9 protein-coding genes are annotated in these 19,822 nt (G+C 42.6%); 8 read left to right on the top strand and 1 reads right to left on the bottom strand.

Features of this window, described 5'->3' with window-relative positions:
* The 7 genes from AACH28_RS09140 to AACH28_RS09110 all read left to right on the top strand — a co-directional run bounded on the left by AACH28_RS09140 (position 1) and on the right by AACH28_RS09110 (position 12,154).
* Positions 1 to 2,970: a SusC/RagA family TonB-linked outer membrane protein gene (locus tag AACH28_RS09140; protein WP_286727904.1), complete on the top strand. Its 2,970-nt coding sequence runs from the start codon at positions 1 to 3 to the stop codon at positions 2,968 to 2,970.
* An 11-nt stretch (positions 2,971 to 2,981) separates the two neighbouring features.
* Positions 2,982 to 4,577: a RagB/SusD family nutrient uptake outer membrane protein gene (locus AACH28_RS09135; protein WP_286727903.1), complete on the top strand. Its 1,596-nt coding sequence runs from the start codon at positions 2,982 to 2,984 to the stop codon at positions 4,575 to 4,577.
* Positions 4,578 to 4,742: 165 nt separating this feature from the next.
* Positions 4,743 to 5,762: a SusE domain-containing protein gene (locus AACH28_RS09130; protein ID WP_341832753.1), complete on the top strand. Its 1,020-nt coding sequence runs from the start codon at positions 4,743 to 4,745 to the stop codon at positions 5,760 to 5,762.
* Positions 5,763 to 5,768: 6 nt separating this feature from the next.
* Positions 5,769 to 7,628, top strand: a complete 1,860-nt coding sequence (locus AACH28_RS09125; RefSeq protein WP_341832752.1) for a glycoside hydrolase family 13 protein — start codon at positions 5,769 to 5,771, stop codon at positions 7,626 to 7,628.
* Between the two features lie 33 nt (positions 7,629 to 7,661).
* Positions 7,662 to 8,309, top strand: coding sequence for a beta-phosphoglucomutase (gene pgmB, locus AACH28_RS09120; RefSeq protein WP_286727901.1), 648 nt, complete (start codon positions 7,662 to 7,664; stop codon positions 8,307 to 8,309).
* A 109-nt stretch (positions 8,310 to 8,418) separates the two neighbouring features.
* Entirely contained in the window at positions 8,419 to 10,728 is a 2,310-nt protein-coding gene (locus AACH28_RS09115) for a family 65 glycosyl hydrolase domain-containing protein (RefSeq protein ID WP_286727900.1), read from the top strand.
* A gap of 100 nt (positions 10,729 to 10,828) precedes the next feature.
* Positions 10,829 to 12,154 (top strand): MFS transporter, encoded by a 1,326-nt coding sequence (locus tag AACH28_RS09110; RefSeq protein WP_145327655.1) that lies wholly within the window; start codon positions 10,829 to 10,831, stop codon positions 12,152 to 12,154.
* Between the two features lie 226 nt (positions 12,155 to 12,380).
* Here AACH28_RS09110 and AACH28_RS09105 read toward each other — a convergent pair whose 3' ends face one another.
* Entirely contained in the window at positions 12,381 to 16,337 is a 3,957-nt protein-coding gene (locus AACH28_RS09105) for a two-component regulator propeller domain-containing protein (protein ID WP_341832751.1), read from the bottom strand.
* Positions 16,338 to 16,771: 434 nt separating this feature from the next.
* Between AACH28_RS09105 and AACH28_RS09100 the strand changes: the two genes are divergently transcribed.
* The gene (locus tag AACH28_RS09100; RefSeq protein WP_145327654.1) at positions 16,772 to 19,756 is read left to right on the top strand and encodes a SusC/RagA family TonB-linked outer membrane protein; all 2,985 of its coding nucleotides are present in this window, start codon (positions 16,772 to 16,774) and stop codon (positions 19,754 to 19,756) included.
* The last annotated feature ends 66 nt before the right edge of the window (positions 19,757 to 19,822 follow it).

The raw sequence follows: 19,822 nt of genomic DNA, 5'->3' as shown, positions 1-19,822 counted from the left end.
ATGAACAAACAGCTATCACGTCCATTTTGGGCTCTGAGCATGCTACTCGGTGTAAGTGCTTCGGCATTCGCGCAACAGGCAACGCTAAAAGGGCGAGTAATGGACCAGAAGGGGAGTTCCTTGGTCGGTGCTACACTGCGCTTCGAGGATATTCAAAAATCACTGTCTACCAATGCGAATGGGGATTTTAGCTTGGATAGACTACAAACAGGGAAATTACGTCTGAAAGTAAGTATGGTCGGATACGCGCCCCTGGATACCTTGATCCAGGTCAACGATGGACAGAATCCGTTAAACCTTTACCTTAAATCCAATAGCAGTACACTGGAAGAGGTTGTTGTGATTGGTTATGGTACACAAAAGAAAAGTGACCTGACGGGTTCAATCAGCACAGTATCTGCAAAAGATTTTCAAAAAGGACAGATCTCTTCGCCAGAGCAACTCATTATGGGGAAAGTTCCGGGCGTACAGATTACAACAAGTGGGGGGCAGCCGGGCGCAGGAAGCACCATCCGTATCCGTACCGGAGCTTCATTGAATGCCAGTAACGATCCGTTAATTGTCGTAGATGGAATTCCATTGGCAGGTGGTTCTGTATCCGGGGTAGCTAACCCATTAAGTTTGATTAACCCAAATGATATCGAGACATTTACAATTTTGAAAGATGCCAATGCAACAGCCATTTATGGTTCGCGGGCGTCGAATGGGGTTATTTTGATCACGACAAAAAAAGGCAGTCGCTCAGGAACACAAATCAACTTCTCTACACAGAATTCATTGGCTACCGTAGCCAATAAAGTAAAGTTGCTCAACGCCGATCAAATCCGCGATTATGTCAATACAAATGGTAGTGATGCCATGAAAAAGTTGTTGGGAACAGCAAATAGCGACTGGCAGGATGTGATTTATGGCAATGCATTTACAACGGATAATAACGTTAATATTGCTTCCAAAGCGGGCAATATGCCTTACCGTATATCTGCGGGCTATATGAACCAGGATGGGGTATTGAAAAATGATAACTTAAAACGAACTACTGCTGCATTGGCATTAACGCCTAAATTTCTGGACAATCATCTTTCATTGGATGTAAATGTCCGTGGTACCTGGTCAAAATCGAAATTTGCGACACAAGACGCAATCGGAGCAGCCATTCAGTTCGACCCGACCCAACCTGTCTATGTGGATGATAAAAATAGTTTTGGCGGGTATTATGAGTGGATTCAAGGGGGGAAACCTAATCCCAATGCACCACGAAATCCTTTAGCCTTGTTGGATTTACGCAAAGATAATGGCGATGTGTTTAGAAGTATTGGAAATGCAAAGGTGGATTATAGTTTTCATTTCCTGCCGGAGCTGCATGCCAACTTAAACGTTGGATACGATCTGGCGCGTTCGAAAGGGAACACATTTACACCAGCGATAGCTGCACGTAATTTTAATGAAGGGGGTGAAAGAACCCAATATAAAACCGATATCAACAATAAAACGCTGGAGTTTTATTTAAAGTATGATAAGGAATTACCTACAATCAAAAGTACGATAGACGCGACGTTGGGCTATGGCTACTATAAAAATAGCAGTAAGGTTTATAATTTTAACCGTACAAATGCGGAAGGTGATAAGATCCTAAATGAGCCAACGCGACCTTTTGATAAACCCGAAAATCTGTTGATCTCTTATTATGGGCGTCTGATTTATACCTATGACAACCGGTATGTTCTGTCGGGAACCTTGCGGTCGGATGGTTCTTCCCGTTTTAGTCCTGATAACCGTTGGGGATATTTTCCTTCTGTAGGATTCACCTGGCGCGCCAAAAATGAAGGCTTTTTAAAAGATATAGCTGCAGTGTCCGAACTGAAGCTCCGTTTAAGTTATGGAAAAACCGGGCAGCAAGATGGCATCGCCAACTACTCTTATTTGCCTAATTATACCATCAGCGGCAACGAGTCGATGTATCGCTTTGGTGATGAATACTACTATTTAAATTCACCTGTGGCCTACGATAAAGACATTCGTTGGGAAAATACAACAACCTATAATGCCGGAGTTGATTTTGGCTTTAGCAACAATCGGGTCTATGGTAGCGTGGATTATTACTCGAAAAAGACCAAAGACCTGCTCAGCACGATTCCCGTTCCTGTAGGCTCTAACTTTAGCAATTTCCTATTGACCAACGTGGGTAACATGGAAAACGAGGGGCTGGAGTTTAATGTACACTTCGTCCCGCTAAGAACGGATAATTCGACCTTGGACATCGGTTTTAACCTAACTTATAATAAGAGTAAAGTAACCAATCTGACACAGAGTGATGATCCGAACTTTATTGTAGAGACCGGTGGTATCCGTGGTGGAACAGGCGGAAATATCCAGGCGCATAAGGTTAATTTCATGCCAAACAGTTTCAATGTTTTCCAACAGGTATATGATGAACAGGGGCATCCTGTCGAAGGTGTCTATGTTGACCGTAATGGAGATGGCGTTATCAGCGATAACGATCGCTATCTGTATAAATCACCGTTACCGAAATATCTTTTGGGTTTTACGGCGGCATACAGCTATAAAAAATGGTCGGCAACAACGGTATTGCGCGCAAATTTGGATAATTATGTCTACGACAATGTTTCCTCTAATTTGGGAAGTGGAGCTAATATCAACGATCAGGCCGTTCTGGTGATTAATAATGCGCCGGTAGATTTTTTAAATACCAATTTTCTGCTCAAACAGCTCCGAAGTGATTACTACATTAAGAACGCTTCGTTTTTGAAAATGGATAATGTTAACCTAAGTTATAACCTTGGAAAATTTATCCGGAATAGTAACGCTTCAATGTCGATTTCTGCAACTGTACAAAATGTATTTACGATCACCAATTATAAAGGTGTTGACCCAGAGATATCTAACGGTATAGACGATCGCTTTTATCCGAGGCCAAGGACTTATGTATTGGGTGTAAATGTGAGTTTTTAAACGATATAACAATGAAAAAATTAAATAAATATATAGGTGTATGCTTGCTGGCTATAGCACTGAGCAGCTGCCATAAGGATTTGGATCTAAAACCGACCAACGACGTAACTGCAGATGTAGCCTACAGTGATTTTAAAGGCTATACCTCCTCTTTCGCAAGATTATATGGATCATTGACCTTAACCAGTACATCGGGGCCGAATAACTCTGATCTGGGAGGATTGGATGCCGGTACATCGGATTTTTTACGCCTCTTTTGGAACGCACAGGAACTTACAACCGATGAGGCCGCCTGTGCCTGGCTCAATGATTCGGGGATTAGCGGACTGGATTACCTCGATTTTGACGATAGCAATCCCATGCTCCGTGGTCTTTATACCCGCTGTGTCTATAGTGCCACACTTGTCAATGAATTTTTAAGAGAAAGTACAGATGCTAAATTGGCCGAACGCGGTATTTCAGATGCCGATAAAAAAGAAATCGCTTATTATCGTGCCGAAGCAAGATTCTTACGTGCTTATAATTATTGGGTGCTGCTTGATTTGTTTGGAAATCCACCATTTGTAACCGAAGAAACTCCTGTCGGAAAAGTATCGCCGCCTCAGATCAAACGACCTGAACTTTTTGCGTATGTAGAGAAAGAGCTGTTGGAAGTTGCAGGCCAGCTAAAAGGTGCCAAACAGAATGTATATGGTCGTGTCGATCAAGTTGCGGCATGGGGGCTGTTGGCTCGTTTATACCTCAACGCTGAAGTTTACCTGGGTGCCGGTAATAAGAAATATACCGAAGCGATTACATACGCAGAAAAAGTACTGAACTCGAGCTATAGTTTGGGGACAAATTATCGGGAGCTCTTTTACGCGGATAATGATGTGAACAACCCCGAATTTATTTTCTATCTACCTTATGATGGAACCAAAACACAGAGCAAGGGTGGTACAACTTATCTGATCAATGCAGCTATTGATGCAACGATGGATCCCACTTCATTTGGTGTACCGGGCGGCGGTTGGGCCGGAAATCGGACACGCGACAATATCGCAACGATTTTCGGAGACTACAGCGGAGCAACGGACAAGAGGGCAATGTTTCACTTAAATACGAGCGTTAAAATTGAAGATATCGCCGTCTATAAGCAAGGACTGGCGGTTACCAAATTCCGCAATGTGAACAAGGACGGAAAAACTGCTCCTCCGGCAGCTGAAGGTTTCGTTGCTTCGGTGGATTTCCCGTTGATCCGTCTGGCAGAGATGAACTTGATCTATGCTGAGGCGACATTGCGTGGCGGCTCTGGCGGAAGCTTGGCCAAGGCGCTGGACTATGTCAATAAACTGCGTGTACGTGCCTATGGAAACAACAGTGGGAACTTAATGAATCTTTCTTTGGATGATATTCTCAATGAGCGTGTGAAAGAATTATACTGGGAAGGATTTAGACGTTCGGATTTAATCCGCTATGGCAAATTTACGGGTGATAATTACCTCTGGCCTTTTAAAGGTGGTGTGCTTGCAGGTCAGGCAGTTGCCGGGTATAGGACGCTGTTCCCACTTCCTGCTTCGGATATTATTGCGAACTCCAATCTTGTACAGAATCCAGGCTATAATTAATCAGCATCGGACAGGAAGACGGCGAGTCTCTTCCGGTCAATGTAGCCTTACCTGTAATAAGACAATTGTTGACAGATGAAACCGGGCAATATCTATTGTTCGACGCATTGGCGAATGGTCAGTTACCCGGGCTTTCATCAGCTATTGAAAACAAAAATTAAACAGATGAAAATTAGACACTATATCGGAATCATGCTGCTATTTATCGTGGCGTTCCAAAGTTGTAAAAAAGACGAGACGCGCGCTATATTGGCTAGCGGGGAGGACATAAAGCCGGCGACTTTAAGCCTCGATAAAACGAATGTAACCTTGTCAAAAGATAACGCAGAGGATACGGTACTGCACCTCAATATGATTCAGCCTGACTTTGGTTTTCAGGCTGCAGTGACCAATGTACTCCAGTTTGGCCTTAAAGGTGACAATTTTAAAACTGTAAAGGAAGTGGTTATTCCTAGTGGTCGGAGCACCGTAGGTTTTACGGGTTATGAGCTGAATAGCTATTTACTTGCTTTGGGTGTGTCAACAGGGACCACTTCTGAATTTGACGTGCGCATAAAGTCAAGTATCAACGCTAAAATTACGGTGGTGTATTCTGCTTTAGCTGGTCTGAAGGCGATCCCCTTCGCTTCAACAAGTTATTTATATGCCATAGGGGCTTATGAGGACTGGGTTGAAGCCAATGCTGAATCGTTGATTTCGCCGACGAGTAATGGGATCTATACCGGTATCATCAATTTTCCAGAAGAAAAATTGACCTTTAAACTGACTCCTGAGCGAAATTGGAGCAATTCATATGGAGAAACAGAGCCAGGTAAGATCGTTTACAATGGTGGTCAAGACATCAAGGCTCCACGTGCCGGTAATCTCGAATTGGAAGTAAACACAACAGCTAACACGATTTCTTATAAAGACCATAGCTGGGGCATTATTGGTAGCGCCACGCCTAAGGGCTGGGATGCCGATACGGATATGAAATTCGACAATGCCAATCAGGTATGGAAGCTCACAGTGAGCTTGACTGCAGGCGAAATCAAATTCCGTAAAAACCACGATTGGGGAACGAATTTCGGCGGAGCTAACGGCAGTCTGATTGCCGGCGGGGCCAATATCGCAGTTGCCAATGCCGGTACGTATGATATCGTCGTGGATTTCAATGCAAATACATATACGTTGACGAAGAAATAAAAAACGATGTTTAAACGAAATAAAAAGATTACCACCCTATTCGTGGCACTAACGGTGCTTGGATGGAGCCCCCTAATGGGGCAATCCATCCAACGCGTAGAACCTTTAAACTGGTGGGTAGGAATGGAAAATCCGACCTTGCAGCTTGTTGTCTATGGACCTCAGATAGGGAAAAGCGAGGTACAGGTGGAGGATAAAGGGGTAGAACTTGTCAAAGTCAATCGCGTAGAAAATCCTAACTATCTATTTTTGGATGTCAAGGTTGCTGCTGCGGCTCAACCTGGTTGGTCGACTTTTACCTTTCGTCAGGGAAAGAAAAAACTGAGCTATCGCTATGAGTTAAAACAAAGAGACCAAAAAGTAAAAGCTCAAGGGGTTAATAGTGCCGATTTAATCTACCTCATCATGCCGGACCGTTTTGCCAATGGAAATAGAGAAAATGATCAGGTGAAAGGTATGTTGGATATGAGTTTAAACCGAGACTCGATGTATCTGCGTCATGGCGGTGATCTGGAAGGTATTATCGGAAAGCTGGATTACCTACAAGATCTTGGGGTGACATCCTTGTGGTTGACTCCTGTGTTGACCAATGACATGCCGCAGGCTTCATATCATGGTTATGCCAACACCGAAACCTATCATATTGATCCCCGTTTTGGTAGCAACGATACCTATGTCCAATTGGGTGAACAGCTGCATAAACGTCAGATGAAATTGATTTTTGATGTGGTGCCCAATCATATCGGAAGTTATCATTGGACGGTGAAAGACAAGCCGATGGCCGACTGGCTCAATGAATGGCCTACCTATACACAGACATCTTACAAAGACCAGACAGTTTTTGATCCTTATGCCTCTGCAGACGACAAAAAGAAAATGGTCAAAGGCTGGTTTGTTCCCACAATGCCCGATATGAACGAACAAAACCCATACGTTCAAAATTATTTGACCCAAAGCCATATCTGGTGGATCGAGACCGCAGCAATAGATGGATTCCGAATTGATACCTATCCGTACAATGATCTGGATTTTATGGCCAAATGGACAGATCGCATTCTGCAGGAGTATCCAAAATTCACCTTTTTTGGTGAAACATGGGTACATGGTGTAGGGAACCAGGCCTATTTTCTGGGCGGAAAACGAGTTGGTCAGGAGGTGGATTCCAAGCTGATGGGCGTTACGGATTTTCAGCTTAATTATGCTATAGGTGATGCACTCAACCAAAAGACTGAGTGGACCGCCGGAGCGAACAAATTGTATTCAACCCTAGCCTCAGACTTTCTGTACCCACATCCCGAGCAAAATGTGCTTTTTTTGGATAACCATGATAAAGATCGTTTTTTCTCCGTTGTCGGTGAAAATGTGCAGAAATATAAATCGGCAATGGCTTGGCTTATGACAACAAGGGGCATCCCACAATTATACTATGGAGCGGAAATTCTGATGAAGAATTTCTCCAATCCAGATGGCTTGCTACGGGAAGACTTTCAAGGTGGTTTCGCGGGTGACAAACTGAATAAGTTTACCGCAGACGGAAGGACTAAGGCAGAGCAGGATATGTGGACTTTTGTTCAAACGCTAGCCAATTATCGTAAACAACATGCTGTATTACAAACTGGTAAAACGATGCAATATGTGCCCGAAGATGGCGTGTATGTGTATTTCCGCTACAATGAACAAGAGACGGTTATGGTCGTAATGAATTGCAACGATTCGGCGAAAGAGATCAAACTGGATCGTTTTAAGGAGAGAAACAGCAAGGTGAAATCCTATGTAGATATTATCCAAAAAAAGGAAACCACTCCAGCTGACAATACCTTGAAATTGGAAGCTTATGAGACTAAAGTGCTGGAGCTTAAGTTTTAATACAATTTAAAATTCTATAGAATTCATTTTTCAATGATTAATTATACTACAGTAAAAGCCGTAATATTTGATTTGGACGGTGTGTTGGTGGATACGGCAATCTATCATTTTCAAGCTTGGCATAGATTGGCCGAAAACTTGGGCTATTCGTTTTCCATTGTTGACAACGAACAGCTGAAAGGTGTCAGCCGGATTGAATCGCTGGAGTTTATTTTAAAATGGGCTGGGCTGGAAAAGTCCGAAGCTGAAAAAGCGGATTTACTGGTGCTTAAAAACCAATGGTACCTGGAGTTGATCGAACAGCTGAGCCCTGACGACCTGCTTTCCGGTAGTTTGGAACTTTTAAAAAAGCTACAGGAAAAGGGAATTAAGATTGGACTTGGCTCGGCCAGCAAGAATGCAATGGGTATCCTTGTAAAAACTGGAATTATAACCTATTTCGACGCGCTGATCGATGGCAATGTTGTGCAGCTTTCTAAACCCAATCCGGAAGTTTTCCTTAAGGGGGCTGCGGTGCTGGAGATTGAGCCGACCCACTGCCTGGTGCTGGAAGATGCTCAGGCTGGAATAGATGCAGCAAGGGCAGCCGGTATGCAGGTAATAGGTGTAGGCCTGGAGGAACATCTCAAGGGAGCGGATTTGGTCGTCGCGGATTTAGGGATCTTAGTCGATAAATTTTAAAATTTAGGAGAAATTCAATAGCGGGAAGCATGATGTAGATGGTATCGGTAAATAGGGCAATCATTTATTTGCCCTCGGTTCCCATCATGTAGTGAAAAACAATAAAAAGATGAAAACATATATCAAACATAACCCTTGGCAAATTATCGAAGATACATTTCGCCCCGAACATAATGAATTTTCGGAAAGTATCTTCGCTATTGGTAATGGTCGGATGGGGCAGAGGGCTAATTTTGAAGAAAAATTCAGCGGGAAATCCTTGCAAGGGTCGTATTTGGCCGGTATTTATTATCCGGACAAAACACGTGTAGGTTGGTGGAAAAATGGGTATCCGGAATATTTCGCCAAGGTCATCAATTCCATCGATTGGATAGGCCTGCATATTCTGGTCAATGGGCAGGTGCTCGATCTGAATAAAGTTACGGTTAAATCTTTTGAACGCCGACTGGATATGCAGCATGGCGTTTTATACCGCAGTTTTGTCGTGGAAATGCCCGATGGAGCACAGCTTAAGGTGGAAGCAAGCCGGATGTATCATCTGTTTGCTTCCGAAACAGCTTCATTGCAGTACAACATCCAGGCGCTTTCTGGTCCAATTGCATTGGAGATCAGGTCGCCGTTAAATGCTGAAGTCGTTAACCGTGATAGTAATTATGACGAGCAATTTTGGGAAAGTAAAGCGCAGGGTAGGGATGGTGAAAATACCTTTGTGGTAGCGCGCACCAAGAAAACGGGTTTTGAGGTCTATGCCATGCTTAAAACGAGTGTAGCAGGTCCAACAGCGGTCGTGGAAGTGCAAGATACCGTCGCAAGTCCGGGTTGTATGACGGAGATCTATCAGACGGATCTTGCCGAATCGCAAATTTGTCGTGTTGAGAAGCGTGTTGCTATTGTCACCTCGCAGAATCACCCGCCAGCTCAGTTAAAAGAGGCTGCTTCGGCTAATCTACGCCAATTGGATGTGCTGAGTTATGAGCAGTTAAAGGCTCAACAGGCAGCAGCCTGGCAAGCGATCTGGGCAGAAAGTGATATTGAAATTAGTGGCGATGTTGCAGCGCAGCAGGCAATACGCTACAATATTTTCCAGCTTAACCAGACGTATACCGGCGAAGATGAGCGCCTCAATATTGGTCCGAAAGGTTTCACAGGTGAAAAATATGGTGGTGTCACGTATTGGGATACCGAAGCATATTGTATTCCATTTTACCTCGCAACACAGTCACCAAAGATTGCCCGTAATTTGTTGATTTATCGTCATCAGCAATTGGAAAAGGCAATCGAAAATGCGGCTAAACTCGGCTTTAATCGGGGCGCAGCACTCTATCCCATGGTGACGATCAATGGTGAGGAATGCCATAATGAATGGGAGATTACATTTGAGGAGATTCATCGCAATGGAGCCATTGCATTTGCGATCTATAACTATGTCCGTTACACCGGAGATCAGGATTATATCTGGTCACATGGATTGGAAGTTTTGGTTGCGATAAGCCGTTTCTGGGCACAGCGTGTCAATTGGAGTGGCGATCGCCAGCAATATGTTATGTTGGGCGTGACGGGACCAAACGAGTATGAAAACAACGTAAACAATAACTGGTATACCAATCGTATTGCTTCGTGGTGCCTTCAATATACACTGGACTGTTTAAAAAAGTTGGTGCAGCTGAGCGACGGGAATGCTGACGTATTGAAAAGGAAGCTGGCCGTAGCATCGGAAGAACAACAAAAATGGCAGCACATTGTCGATAACATGTATTATCCGTTTGATGCGCAACGCAATGTGTATTTGCAGCAAGATGGCTTTTTGGATAAAGAGCTGATTCCAGTGGCAGAACTTGATCCCTCTCAACGCCCTATTAACCAGCATTGGAGTTGGGATAGGATTCTGCGTTCCTGTTATATCAAACAGGCCGATGTATTGCAAGGTTTTTACTTCCTTGAGGATCAATTTGACCTGGACACCCTAGCTCGACATTATGAATTCTATGAGCCTTTTACGGTGCATGAAAGTTCACTCTCTCCCTGCGTACATGCGATATTGGCGGCTAAATTGAACAAGCCGGAAAAAGCGTATGAATTCTATCTGCGCACCTCGCGTTTGGATCTGGATGATTACAATAACGATACCGAAGACGGTTTACATATTACATCGATGGCGGGTACCTGGATGACAATCGTAGAGGGCTTTGCAGGAATGCGGATTAAGGAAGGACAATTGTATTTAGATCCGATGTTGCCCAAAGAATGGGAAGGCTATAAATTCCGGGTGTTATTTCGTGGAGCGACTTTACTGATTGCAGTAGATGCCGATGGCTATACGATCGAAAATGTCAGTGATACTGCAGTCCATATCCAGACGGTAACCGAAGCTTTCGTGCTGCCTGGGCAAAGCAAAAAACAGGTATTTCAGCTGAGATAAACCCCAGTTTTCAGCAGTGAAAGAACCTATCTTATGCTGCTGAAAATAACGGTTAAATGGTAATTAAATTGTATTTTGTCTTAAATTTTGATAGCCTATTATGGGAAATAAACCTGAATTAAGCATTAGCCAGGTCATCAATATGAGTTTTGGATTTCTGGGGATACAAATGGGTTTTGCGCTGCAAAATGGCAACGCCTCCCGTATTCTCCAGACATTTGGTGCTGATGTGGAACATCTTTCACTTTTTTGGCTTGCTGCTCCGATCACGGGGATGATTGTACAGCCAATTATAGGTCATTATAGCGATCGAACCTGGAATAGACTAGGCCGGCGTCGACCTTATATTTTGGTGGGGGCACTGTTAACTACCCTGACTTTATTTTTAATGCCCAATGCGGCATTATTGACAACATTATTGGCGCCACTTTGGATCGGTGCTGGCTTATTGATGTTTATGGATGCTTCCATCAATGTGACCATGGAGCCCTTTCGAGCGCTGATCGGTGATAATCTGCCGAGCAGTCAGCGGAGTTTGGGCTTCTCGGTACAGACCTTTTTAATCGGGATTGGCGCTGTCCTTGGCTCGCTACTTCCCTTTATGTTGACGAAGTATTTTCATGTAGCAGGTACTTCTGAAGCCGGGCAGGTACCGAGCAATGTTATCTACTCCTTTTATGTAGGCGGTTTTGTCCTGCTTCTAACGGTGTTATGGTCTGTGTTCAAAACAAAAGAGTACTCACCTACAGAACTTCAGACTTTTTCGGATACGGTTGCTATTGAACAGGATGCGGCACCAAAGTTTGGCTTGCGTTCTATCTTTAGCGATATCGGTAAGATGCCATTGATCATGCGCAAGTTGGGCTGGGTTCAGTTTTTCTCCTGGTTTGCCCTTTTTATGATGTGGGTGTATACCACTCCAGCTATTGCTGATTCGGTTTTTTACCTGCGGGAAGGAAATCGGCAGGATCTCTATATGGAGGCTGCCAATTGGGTAGGTGTGCTTTTTGGTATTTACAATGGAGTCTCGGCCTTGTATGCCTTGTTTATTCCGCGGATAGCTAAACATTTTGGGCGTGGAAAAACGCATGCTCTTGGGCTTTCCATTGGTGGGCTTTCGTTAATTTCATTATTTCTGATCAAAGATGCCAATCTACTGATTCTTCCTATGATCGGTATTGGTATCGCTTGGGGAAGCATTTTGGCAATGCCCTATGCAATTTTGAGCGATCATTTACCTACGGGTAAAATGGGGGTCTATATGGGGCTATTTAATTTTTTCATTACCCTACCTCAGATTGTATGTGGATTTTTTGGTGGCATGATCATCAAATATTTTTTTCATGGCCAATCCATTTATGGCTTGCTATTGGCCGGCATATTTATGTTACTGGCGGCATTCTTTGTTCCAAAGCGTAAGAATTAAGTTCATGCCATTATCGTAGACGTAGGCTAAACCTTCTACGTCTACGTTTTTTTTCTTCGCTAGCGTCTTTCAATAAGATTTTCGAGCTCCTTGTATTTGTCCCCGATTCTTTCTTTACCTAGGGACGGTTTCTTTCTTTATCAAGTGCCGATATTCTTTTGGCATCTCGGGAACAGTTTTTACGCCATTGGAATAATATTCTTCCTGGTACTAGAACTGGTGTTCATCACTTGCTGTTTTCAAGAATATAGCTGCTTGGCGACATGCCATAGTGCTTATGAAAGTCCCTTGAAAAATTGGATTGTACGGTATAACCGACCATCGTTGATACCTGGGTGATGTTATATTCTTTTTGGGTGAGTAGTTCTGCCGCCTTTTTCAACCGTGAAATATTGATCAATTCATTGGGTGTGAGGTCGGAGAGTCCTTTGATTTTACGGTAAAGTGTTGGACGGCTCATATGCATCAATTTGGCGAGTTCATCCACATTGAGATCTATCGTTGAAATATTCTCATAAATAACCGTATTCAGCTGACTGATAAAATCTTTGTCGGGTGCTGAAACGTTAATATCCATTAAGTTGGAATTGGAAGAATTGGTCAGGTAATTCTTGATAATTTTACGGTTTTTGAGGATGTTGCGTATCTGTACCATGAGGAATTCAAGCGAAAAAGGTTTTTCGATATAGGCATCGGCACCATTTTTTAATCCCTGAATTTTTGAATCCAGCGCATTTTTTGCCGTTAGAAAAATAACGGGAATATGGCTATACAGAATATCTGTTTTGATGCGTTTGCATAGCGCTAGACCATCCATAATGGGCATCATAATATCTGTTAGTACAAGTTGTACATTCTCTTGGTCTAATATTTCAAGGGCCTCGGCACCATTCCCTGCCCGTAGAACAGTGTAGCTGGTTTTCAATTCTTTATTGAGGTAGGCCAATATTTCTTTATTGTCCTCGACGAGTAGAATCACCGGCTTTTCTTCCTCCTGTTCATCGGATCTATCATGCAATACATGATCGTCATTATCTTCCTGAAAAGATTTGATGTCGAGCGATTGTTCCTGAAAAATTGGGATCGATAGCAGGAATATATTGCGGTTTTCCTCCAGATGTACAAGGGATAAGTTTCCTTGGTGCAATTCGACCAAGGAGCGGGATAAAGGAAGACCAATTCCCGTCCCCGTATCTTTATCGGATTCATTTAAGCGATAAAATGGTTCAAATATTTTTTCTCTTTTCTCAAAAGGAATGAGCTCACCATCATTCTTAAACTCGATATTGAACATAATGTCATCGCTATTAAAAGGGAGGAGTTTGACATAGACTTCTTGATCCGCATATTTGATGGCGTTGTGAATCAGGTTGGTAAAGATTTTTCGAAGGGCTTCCTCATCCACATAAGCCGTGAGACTGATACGCGGGAGACTGAGGTCATAGTGCAGCTGTTTATCTTTTGCGAGATAATTTAAATCGTGAAATACTTCGGATAGGAGGGCATTAATATCCGTTTTAGTAAAAATAAGGCTCATATTGTTGGTTTCTGCTTTTCTAAAATCAAGTAATTGGTTGGTGAGGCGAATTAATCGTGCCGTGTTTTTTTCAATCAGCGCAAGGTCTTTGGCTGTGTCGCGATCGGTAAATTTATGGTTATTGATTATTTTCTCAAGGGGCATTTTGATCAGCGTGAGTGGCGTACGAATTTCGTGGGCCAGGTTGGTGAAGAATTCCAGCTTGAGGTTATATATTTCCTGTTCTTTTTTTCGTTCATAACTATCCATCTTTTGGGCGTTGTTGGCCTTTATAAGGAGAAAGTAATACCGTAATACGAGCAATGCAATGGTGCCGAAGCTCAAAAAATAAAGTAAGTATGCCCAACCTGACTGCCACCAGGGTGGCGAAATGATGATGAGCAGTTTTTTTTCATCCGGATTCCAGACGCTGTTGTTATTTGCACCTCTGAACTTAAACGTATAAGTGCCCGGAGGAAGTTTATTGTAATAGATTTTTTGATTGCCTGTAATATCGGTCCAGTCTTTATCGTAACCTTCCATGATATAACGATAAGGATTGCTCTTTGGGGAAACAAAGCTCAAGGCGGCGATATTGAAGCTAATATTGGAATTGTCGTAGGTCAGTCGGATCTCTTCTGATAGGGAGATGGATTCTTTCAGTATGCCATTTTCACGAACCGGTACGCTCACATTGTTAATCTGAATGCCGCTGATGAACATAGGTGGAATAAAGCTGTTCTTAATGGATTTTGTCGGGTTGAAGCTTACCATCCCTTTGATAGTCCCGAAATATAAAGTCCCGTCGCTATCTTTATAAGCCGAATTATAATTAAACTGATCTGCGGGAAGCCCGTCTCTCGATGTATAGATGACCCTACGCGGGACACCTTCGTCCAGTCTGACCAGTCCACCACCGGTAGATATCCAGATGCTCCTGTTGTCATCTTCCAGGACCTTGAATACCTGATTGGAAGGTAAACCGGATTCGGTCAGATAATTGGTGAAGTGCCCATCACGACGGTATTTTGAGAGGCCGCTTTCGGTGCAAAACCACAAGTTATTTTTGCTGTCTTCAAATAGACCGTTGACGTAATTATTGACGAGTGTATTTTGTTTACCTTGTTCGGATAACAGATGCTGAATTTCTCCCGAACTGCGGTTATATTGGTAGACCCCGCTACCGTAGGTGTTGATCCAGAGTATACCATATTGATCTTCATAAATGCCTTGTATCCATGCGGTAATTGGAAGGAGGTCAAAACTGTCGCTATTTTTGTTGTAGCGGTATAGTGCGCGGTCTGTCCCGACAAACATGCTGTTGTCTTTAGACTTATAGAGGCATACGGCAAAGCTGCTTTGTAAGGGGCCTTTGCCGATACGATCATAGTGTTTTTTTAGTTTTCCGGTTTTTACGTCGAGAATGTCTAGTCCATGTGTTGTGGAGCCTACCCAAAGATCGTCACCAATTGTTGCCAGGCCATGAACATTGTTATGCGCTATACTTCCTTTTTTTCCATTGGCAAGGAAATGCTGAATCTGTTGTGTTTGAGCATCTATTTTGTTCAGGCCGCCATCTTCTGTTCCTATCCAGAAATTTCCATAGCGATCTTTTTTGATATCGTGTACAATATTGCCTGATAGGGCCGATTTTCCGAACCCGGATAGATACTTTTTGAAATTGTCGAATTGGTTGCTGTATTGGTTAAAGCCGCCGAAAAATGTTCCAAACCAGATATTGTCTTCACGGTCCCGATAGAAATTCAGGACAGCATTGTCAGATATGGCAAATGGATTGAGCAGATCTTTTTTGATGTGCTGGCTCTGACCCGTGTGAATATCATAGGTATATATTCCAGTTTCTGTTCCGATCCAGTATATTGACTCCGTCTGTTGAATAATACAGTTTGCCTGGATGACTTTATTGGGGTAATGACTTGCAAATAGATTTTTTAACCGGCCATTTTTGAAATCAAACAAATAAGCCGAATTGATTGTCCCGACCATCAATAGGGAATCATTGATGGCGTAAACGGTTTTTGTATTTGCCAATGCTTTTCGATCGATCTTTTTAAGGTCAACTTCGACAAATTTGCTCGTATTAACCTGATACCGTTGGATGGTACTGTTATTGTCCGTTGTCCACAACCCGCCTTTCTTGCTGCTGGTAATCGCTACAATGGTATTTTTGTTCTGATCAAATGGAATTATTTCTGTTGTGTAAGAATTATAGCGATAAAGTTTTCCGTTCGAAAGCAGCCAGATAAAACCGGCGTATTCGTGTATGGCATTTACTTCACCGATTGGTACACCCCTGAATGGTGTAAAATTTTCTTTAATGGGATCGTAACAATAGGTGCCGCGTGTGGTTCCCACCCATAGTATTCCTTTACTGTCTGTGAGAATACTTAAAATGGACGAACTTCCGATACTTGTAGAGTCTGAAGCATTGTGTCTAAATATCTTAAATTGATTGCCATCAAAGCGATTGAGACCATTCCTTGTCCCTAACCATAGAAAACCCTGAACATCCTGTGTAATACATTTGACCGTGCTATTGGAGAGACCGTCGTGGGTTTGATAATTTTTAAAATAGATCGATTGTGCCTGCACGTTAATACATGCTAGCAAGATATATAAAAGGAGTATGGTGGTTATTCTTTTCAAAACTGATTACGTTGAACTAAAAATAGTCAATTAAAAGATAAAAAAGAGTTTTACTGATACGCTTTGATATAAAATTGAGACGCTCTGATTGGACTAGCTACAAGGATTTCCGCATTTTTATAAAACAATAATAACCAAATATAAACGTATGTTTCGCCCTAGAATTATGACAGGTAAGTCCTGTGTCCTTGTTTTTCAGTTTGTTAGGTTTTTGTTTTTACCTGTGAGACATGATGTTCACGATGCTTTGGTTTTGAATTTTGGCTTTAAAGGCCTTGATACCCAGCGCTACGTCTTTGGCATTATTGGGGAAGACTATACGCATTTCAAAAGGGCTTTGGAGCCTAAAAAATATCATTAAAAATCACTTAGTATCATTTGTGTATCCTAGATGCACGATATAAAAATCAATTAAACCACCAATCAAAAAGCGTATGAAAAATAAACTACTTGCACAATGCGTAATGACGCTTACATTTTTGCTTGTATCTTTTATTGTAGTTGCCCAGACGAAAGTCTTGAAGGGAAAGGTTGTAGATGAGACTCAAGGTCCATTGGCAGGAGCTACAATTAAGGTAAAAGGGGGAACCGCGGCTACAACAACAGACACGGAAGGTTCCTTTACATTTACTGTTCCCAGTGAAGCGAAAACGCTGGAAGTATCCTTTATTGGATACACTTTAAAAGAAGTACCCATTGTGGGAAACGATATCACCGTAGCGCTGGAACCTAGTGCCGGTCAGGGCCTAGATGAGGTCGTTGTGATCGGTTATGGTACCGCCCGTAAAAAAGATCTCACGGGGTCTATGGTCACTATTGGAGCGAAAAACTTCAATAAGGGGATCATGACGAGCCCCGATCAATTAATACAGGGAAAGACACCAGGGGTTATGGTGATTAACAATACGGGGCAACCTGGCGGATCAACCACAGTACGTATCCGTGGAAACTCATCGATCCGTGCCAGTAACAACCCATTATTTGTGCTAGATGGTGTGCCTATGTCGGGTAATTCGCCTTTGCCTGAAGGAAGAGGAGGCTTTTCTTCCGACAGAGGAAATCCTTTGACTTACTTGAATCCGGGTGACATTGCTAGTATGGACATCCTTAAAGATGCATCGGCTACGGCAATTTATGGTTCACGTGGGGCAAATGGCGTTGTCATTATTTCGACGAAAAGAGGTAAAGTAGGGCAGCCCGAGGTTTCTGTAGGAGCCTCAGCAGGTGTTTCTACCATGCGGGAATATCCTGATGTGTTAGATGCTGCTCGATTTAGAGAAGCGTTGAAATATTATACACCATCTGAAGTCGCAAATGCTGATTTCGGTGGCAATGAGGATGCTTTTAAAGCGATCACAAGAAAAGCGATCACGCAAAATTACTATGCTGATGTAGCTGGCGGAACCGAGTATGGTAAGTATCGCCTTTCAGGTGGATATTTAAACCAAAACGGTATTATTCGTGGATCACAGCTGAAGAAATACACAGCCAATTTTAACGGGAATTTCCGTTTTCTGGAAAACAAACGATTGGGATTGGATTTTGCAGTCTTTTTGACGCAAATGGATAATAAATACGCACCGATCAATGCGATGGTAGGTTCGGAAGGAAATGTGATTTCCCAAGCCTTACAATGGAATCCGACACGACCATTACGGGACGATCAAGGCAATTTAACCTTTGTCAGTTCAACTACGCGAAACCCATTGACAAGTATTGACGCCTTTAAAGATTTGGCGACAACAAATACCATGGTAATCAACTTGGCGCCATACTATAAAATTACAGACGATTTGGAATATCGCTTTATCTATAGTGCAATGCGACAAACTGGAAACCGTGAAGGTATGTACCGCGCAGGACTTATTGATCCTTCAGCTGTGAACAATGAGCAGGCCTTTATTTCCAATAACGGAGAAACCAACTTGCAAATGACGCATATGCTCTCTTACAATAAACAAATCAATTCAGATTGGAGTGTCAATGCGGTAGCAGGCTACGAGTATTTGGATTATAATTATAATAATAACATTTCCTTTGGCGGTGGATTTCGCTACCTGGGGTTAGATTATTTTGACTATCTACAATATACGCCTGTTTCCACGCGTGAAATATCGTCGTATAGAAGTCCAACAAACCAATTGCAATCGCTTTTTTTACGGGGCGGCTTCAATTACTTAGACCGTTATTTATTCACTGCAACAGTGCGAAGGGATGGTTCAACGAAATTTGGTTCAAACAACAAATACGCCATGTTCCCTTCGTTGGCCGTAGCCTGGAATGTTAATCAGGAAGAGTTTTTAAAGTCTTCCGGTATCTTTGACCAATTGAAAGTGCGATTGGGTTGGGGGAAAACAGGTAACCAAGAATTCCCTTCTGGTGCCTCATTGAATAGATTGGTCTTCGGTAATCAGAGTGTAAGCCAGGCTAACTATGGAAATCCTGACTTGAAATGGGAAACTTCGACGACGATCAATGCGGGTATAGATTTCGGAATCTGGGGCAACCGTCTATATGGATCCATTGATTATTTTAATAAAAAGACCACAGATGCGCTATTTGAGCAAACGCTTGCACAGCCAGCTCCTGCGGGACGTATTTGGGTAAATTTGGACGGTGAGATTGTCAATAAAGGGGTAGAGGTCGCGTTGACAGGTACAATTATTAAAAATGACAATTGGACTTGGGATTTGACAGGTAATGCAACGTTTCTTAAGAATAGTGTAAGTGGCCTTGTTGGTTATTATGAGACAGGAGCACTCCGCGGACAAGGTTTTTCTGGTGTATTGGGACAACGAATGGTCAATGGCCAGCCATTGAATGTATGGTATTTGGCCGATTACCAAGGTATCGACCCGCAAACCGGAATGAGCATGTACCGTGGACAGGATGGTAGTATCAGTACGGCCAACGATCCTGCAATTAATAAGTTTTATATGAACAGTCCAAATCCAACCACATTATTGGGTATCTCCACCAATGTAAATTATAAACAGTTTTCTTTGGCTGCCAATATGAATGGCGCTTTTGGACATTATCTATTCAATAATACGGCAGCGACGACTTTGGGATTGAGCAATTTGTCATCACGGAATATCGGTTCAGCATTCTTTAATACAGCTGTAAAAGAGTCTACTTCCAATTCGGCTGCGCCTTCGACGCGATTCCTTGAAAAAGGTGATTATCTAAAAATGGCTAATCTTACTTTAAGCTATCGTGTTGGAAATGTAGGTAGAACACTTAAGAACTTAAATGTATCCCTTACTGGACAGAATCTTTTCATCATCACGAAGTATACAGGATTTGATCCAGAGGTGAATACAGATGGTGCAACAAATGGTATTCCTTCGTTGGGTATCGAATATTTACCCTATCCACCGGCAAGAAATATCCTATTGGGGGTTAACTTCTCACTTTAAGCGTATACTGTAGATCATTAGATAATAAAAAGAGGAGAGCATCAAGATGGATTTAAACGTATTAGT

Source organism: Sphingobacterium thalpophilum (genome assembly GCF_038396785.1).
GTDB lineage: Bacteria > Bacteroidota > Bacteroidia > Sphingobacteriales > Sphingobacteriaceae > Sphingobacterium > Sphingobacterium thalpophilum_A.
Note: the sequence above shows the minus strand (reverse complement) of the source record. Positions and strands in the feature narration are given on the sequence as shown.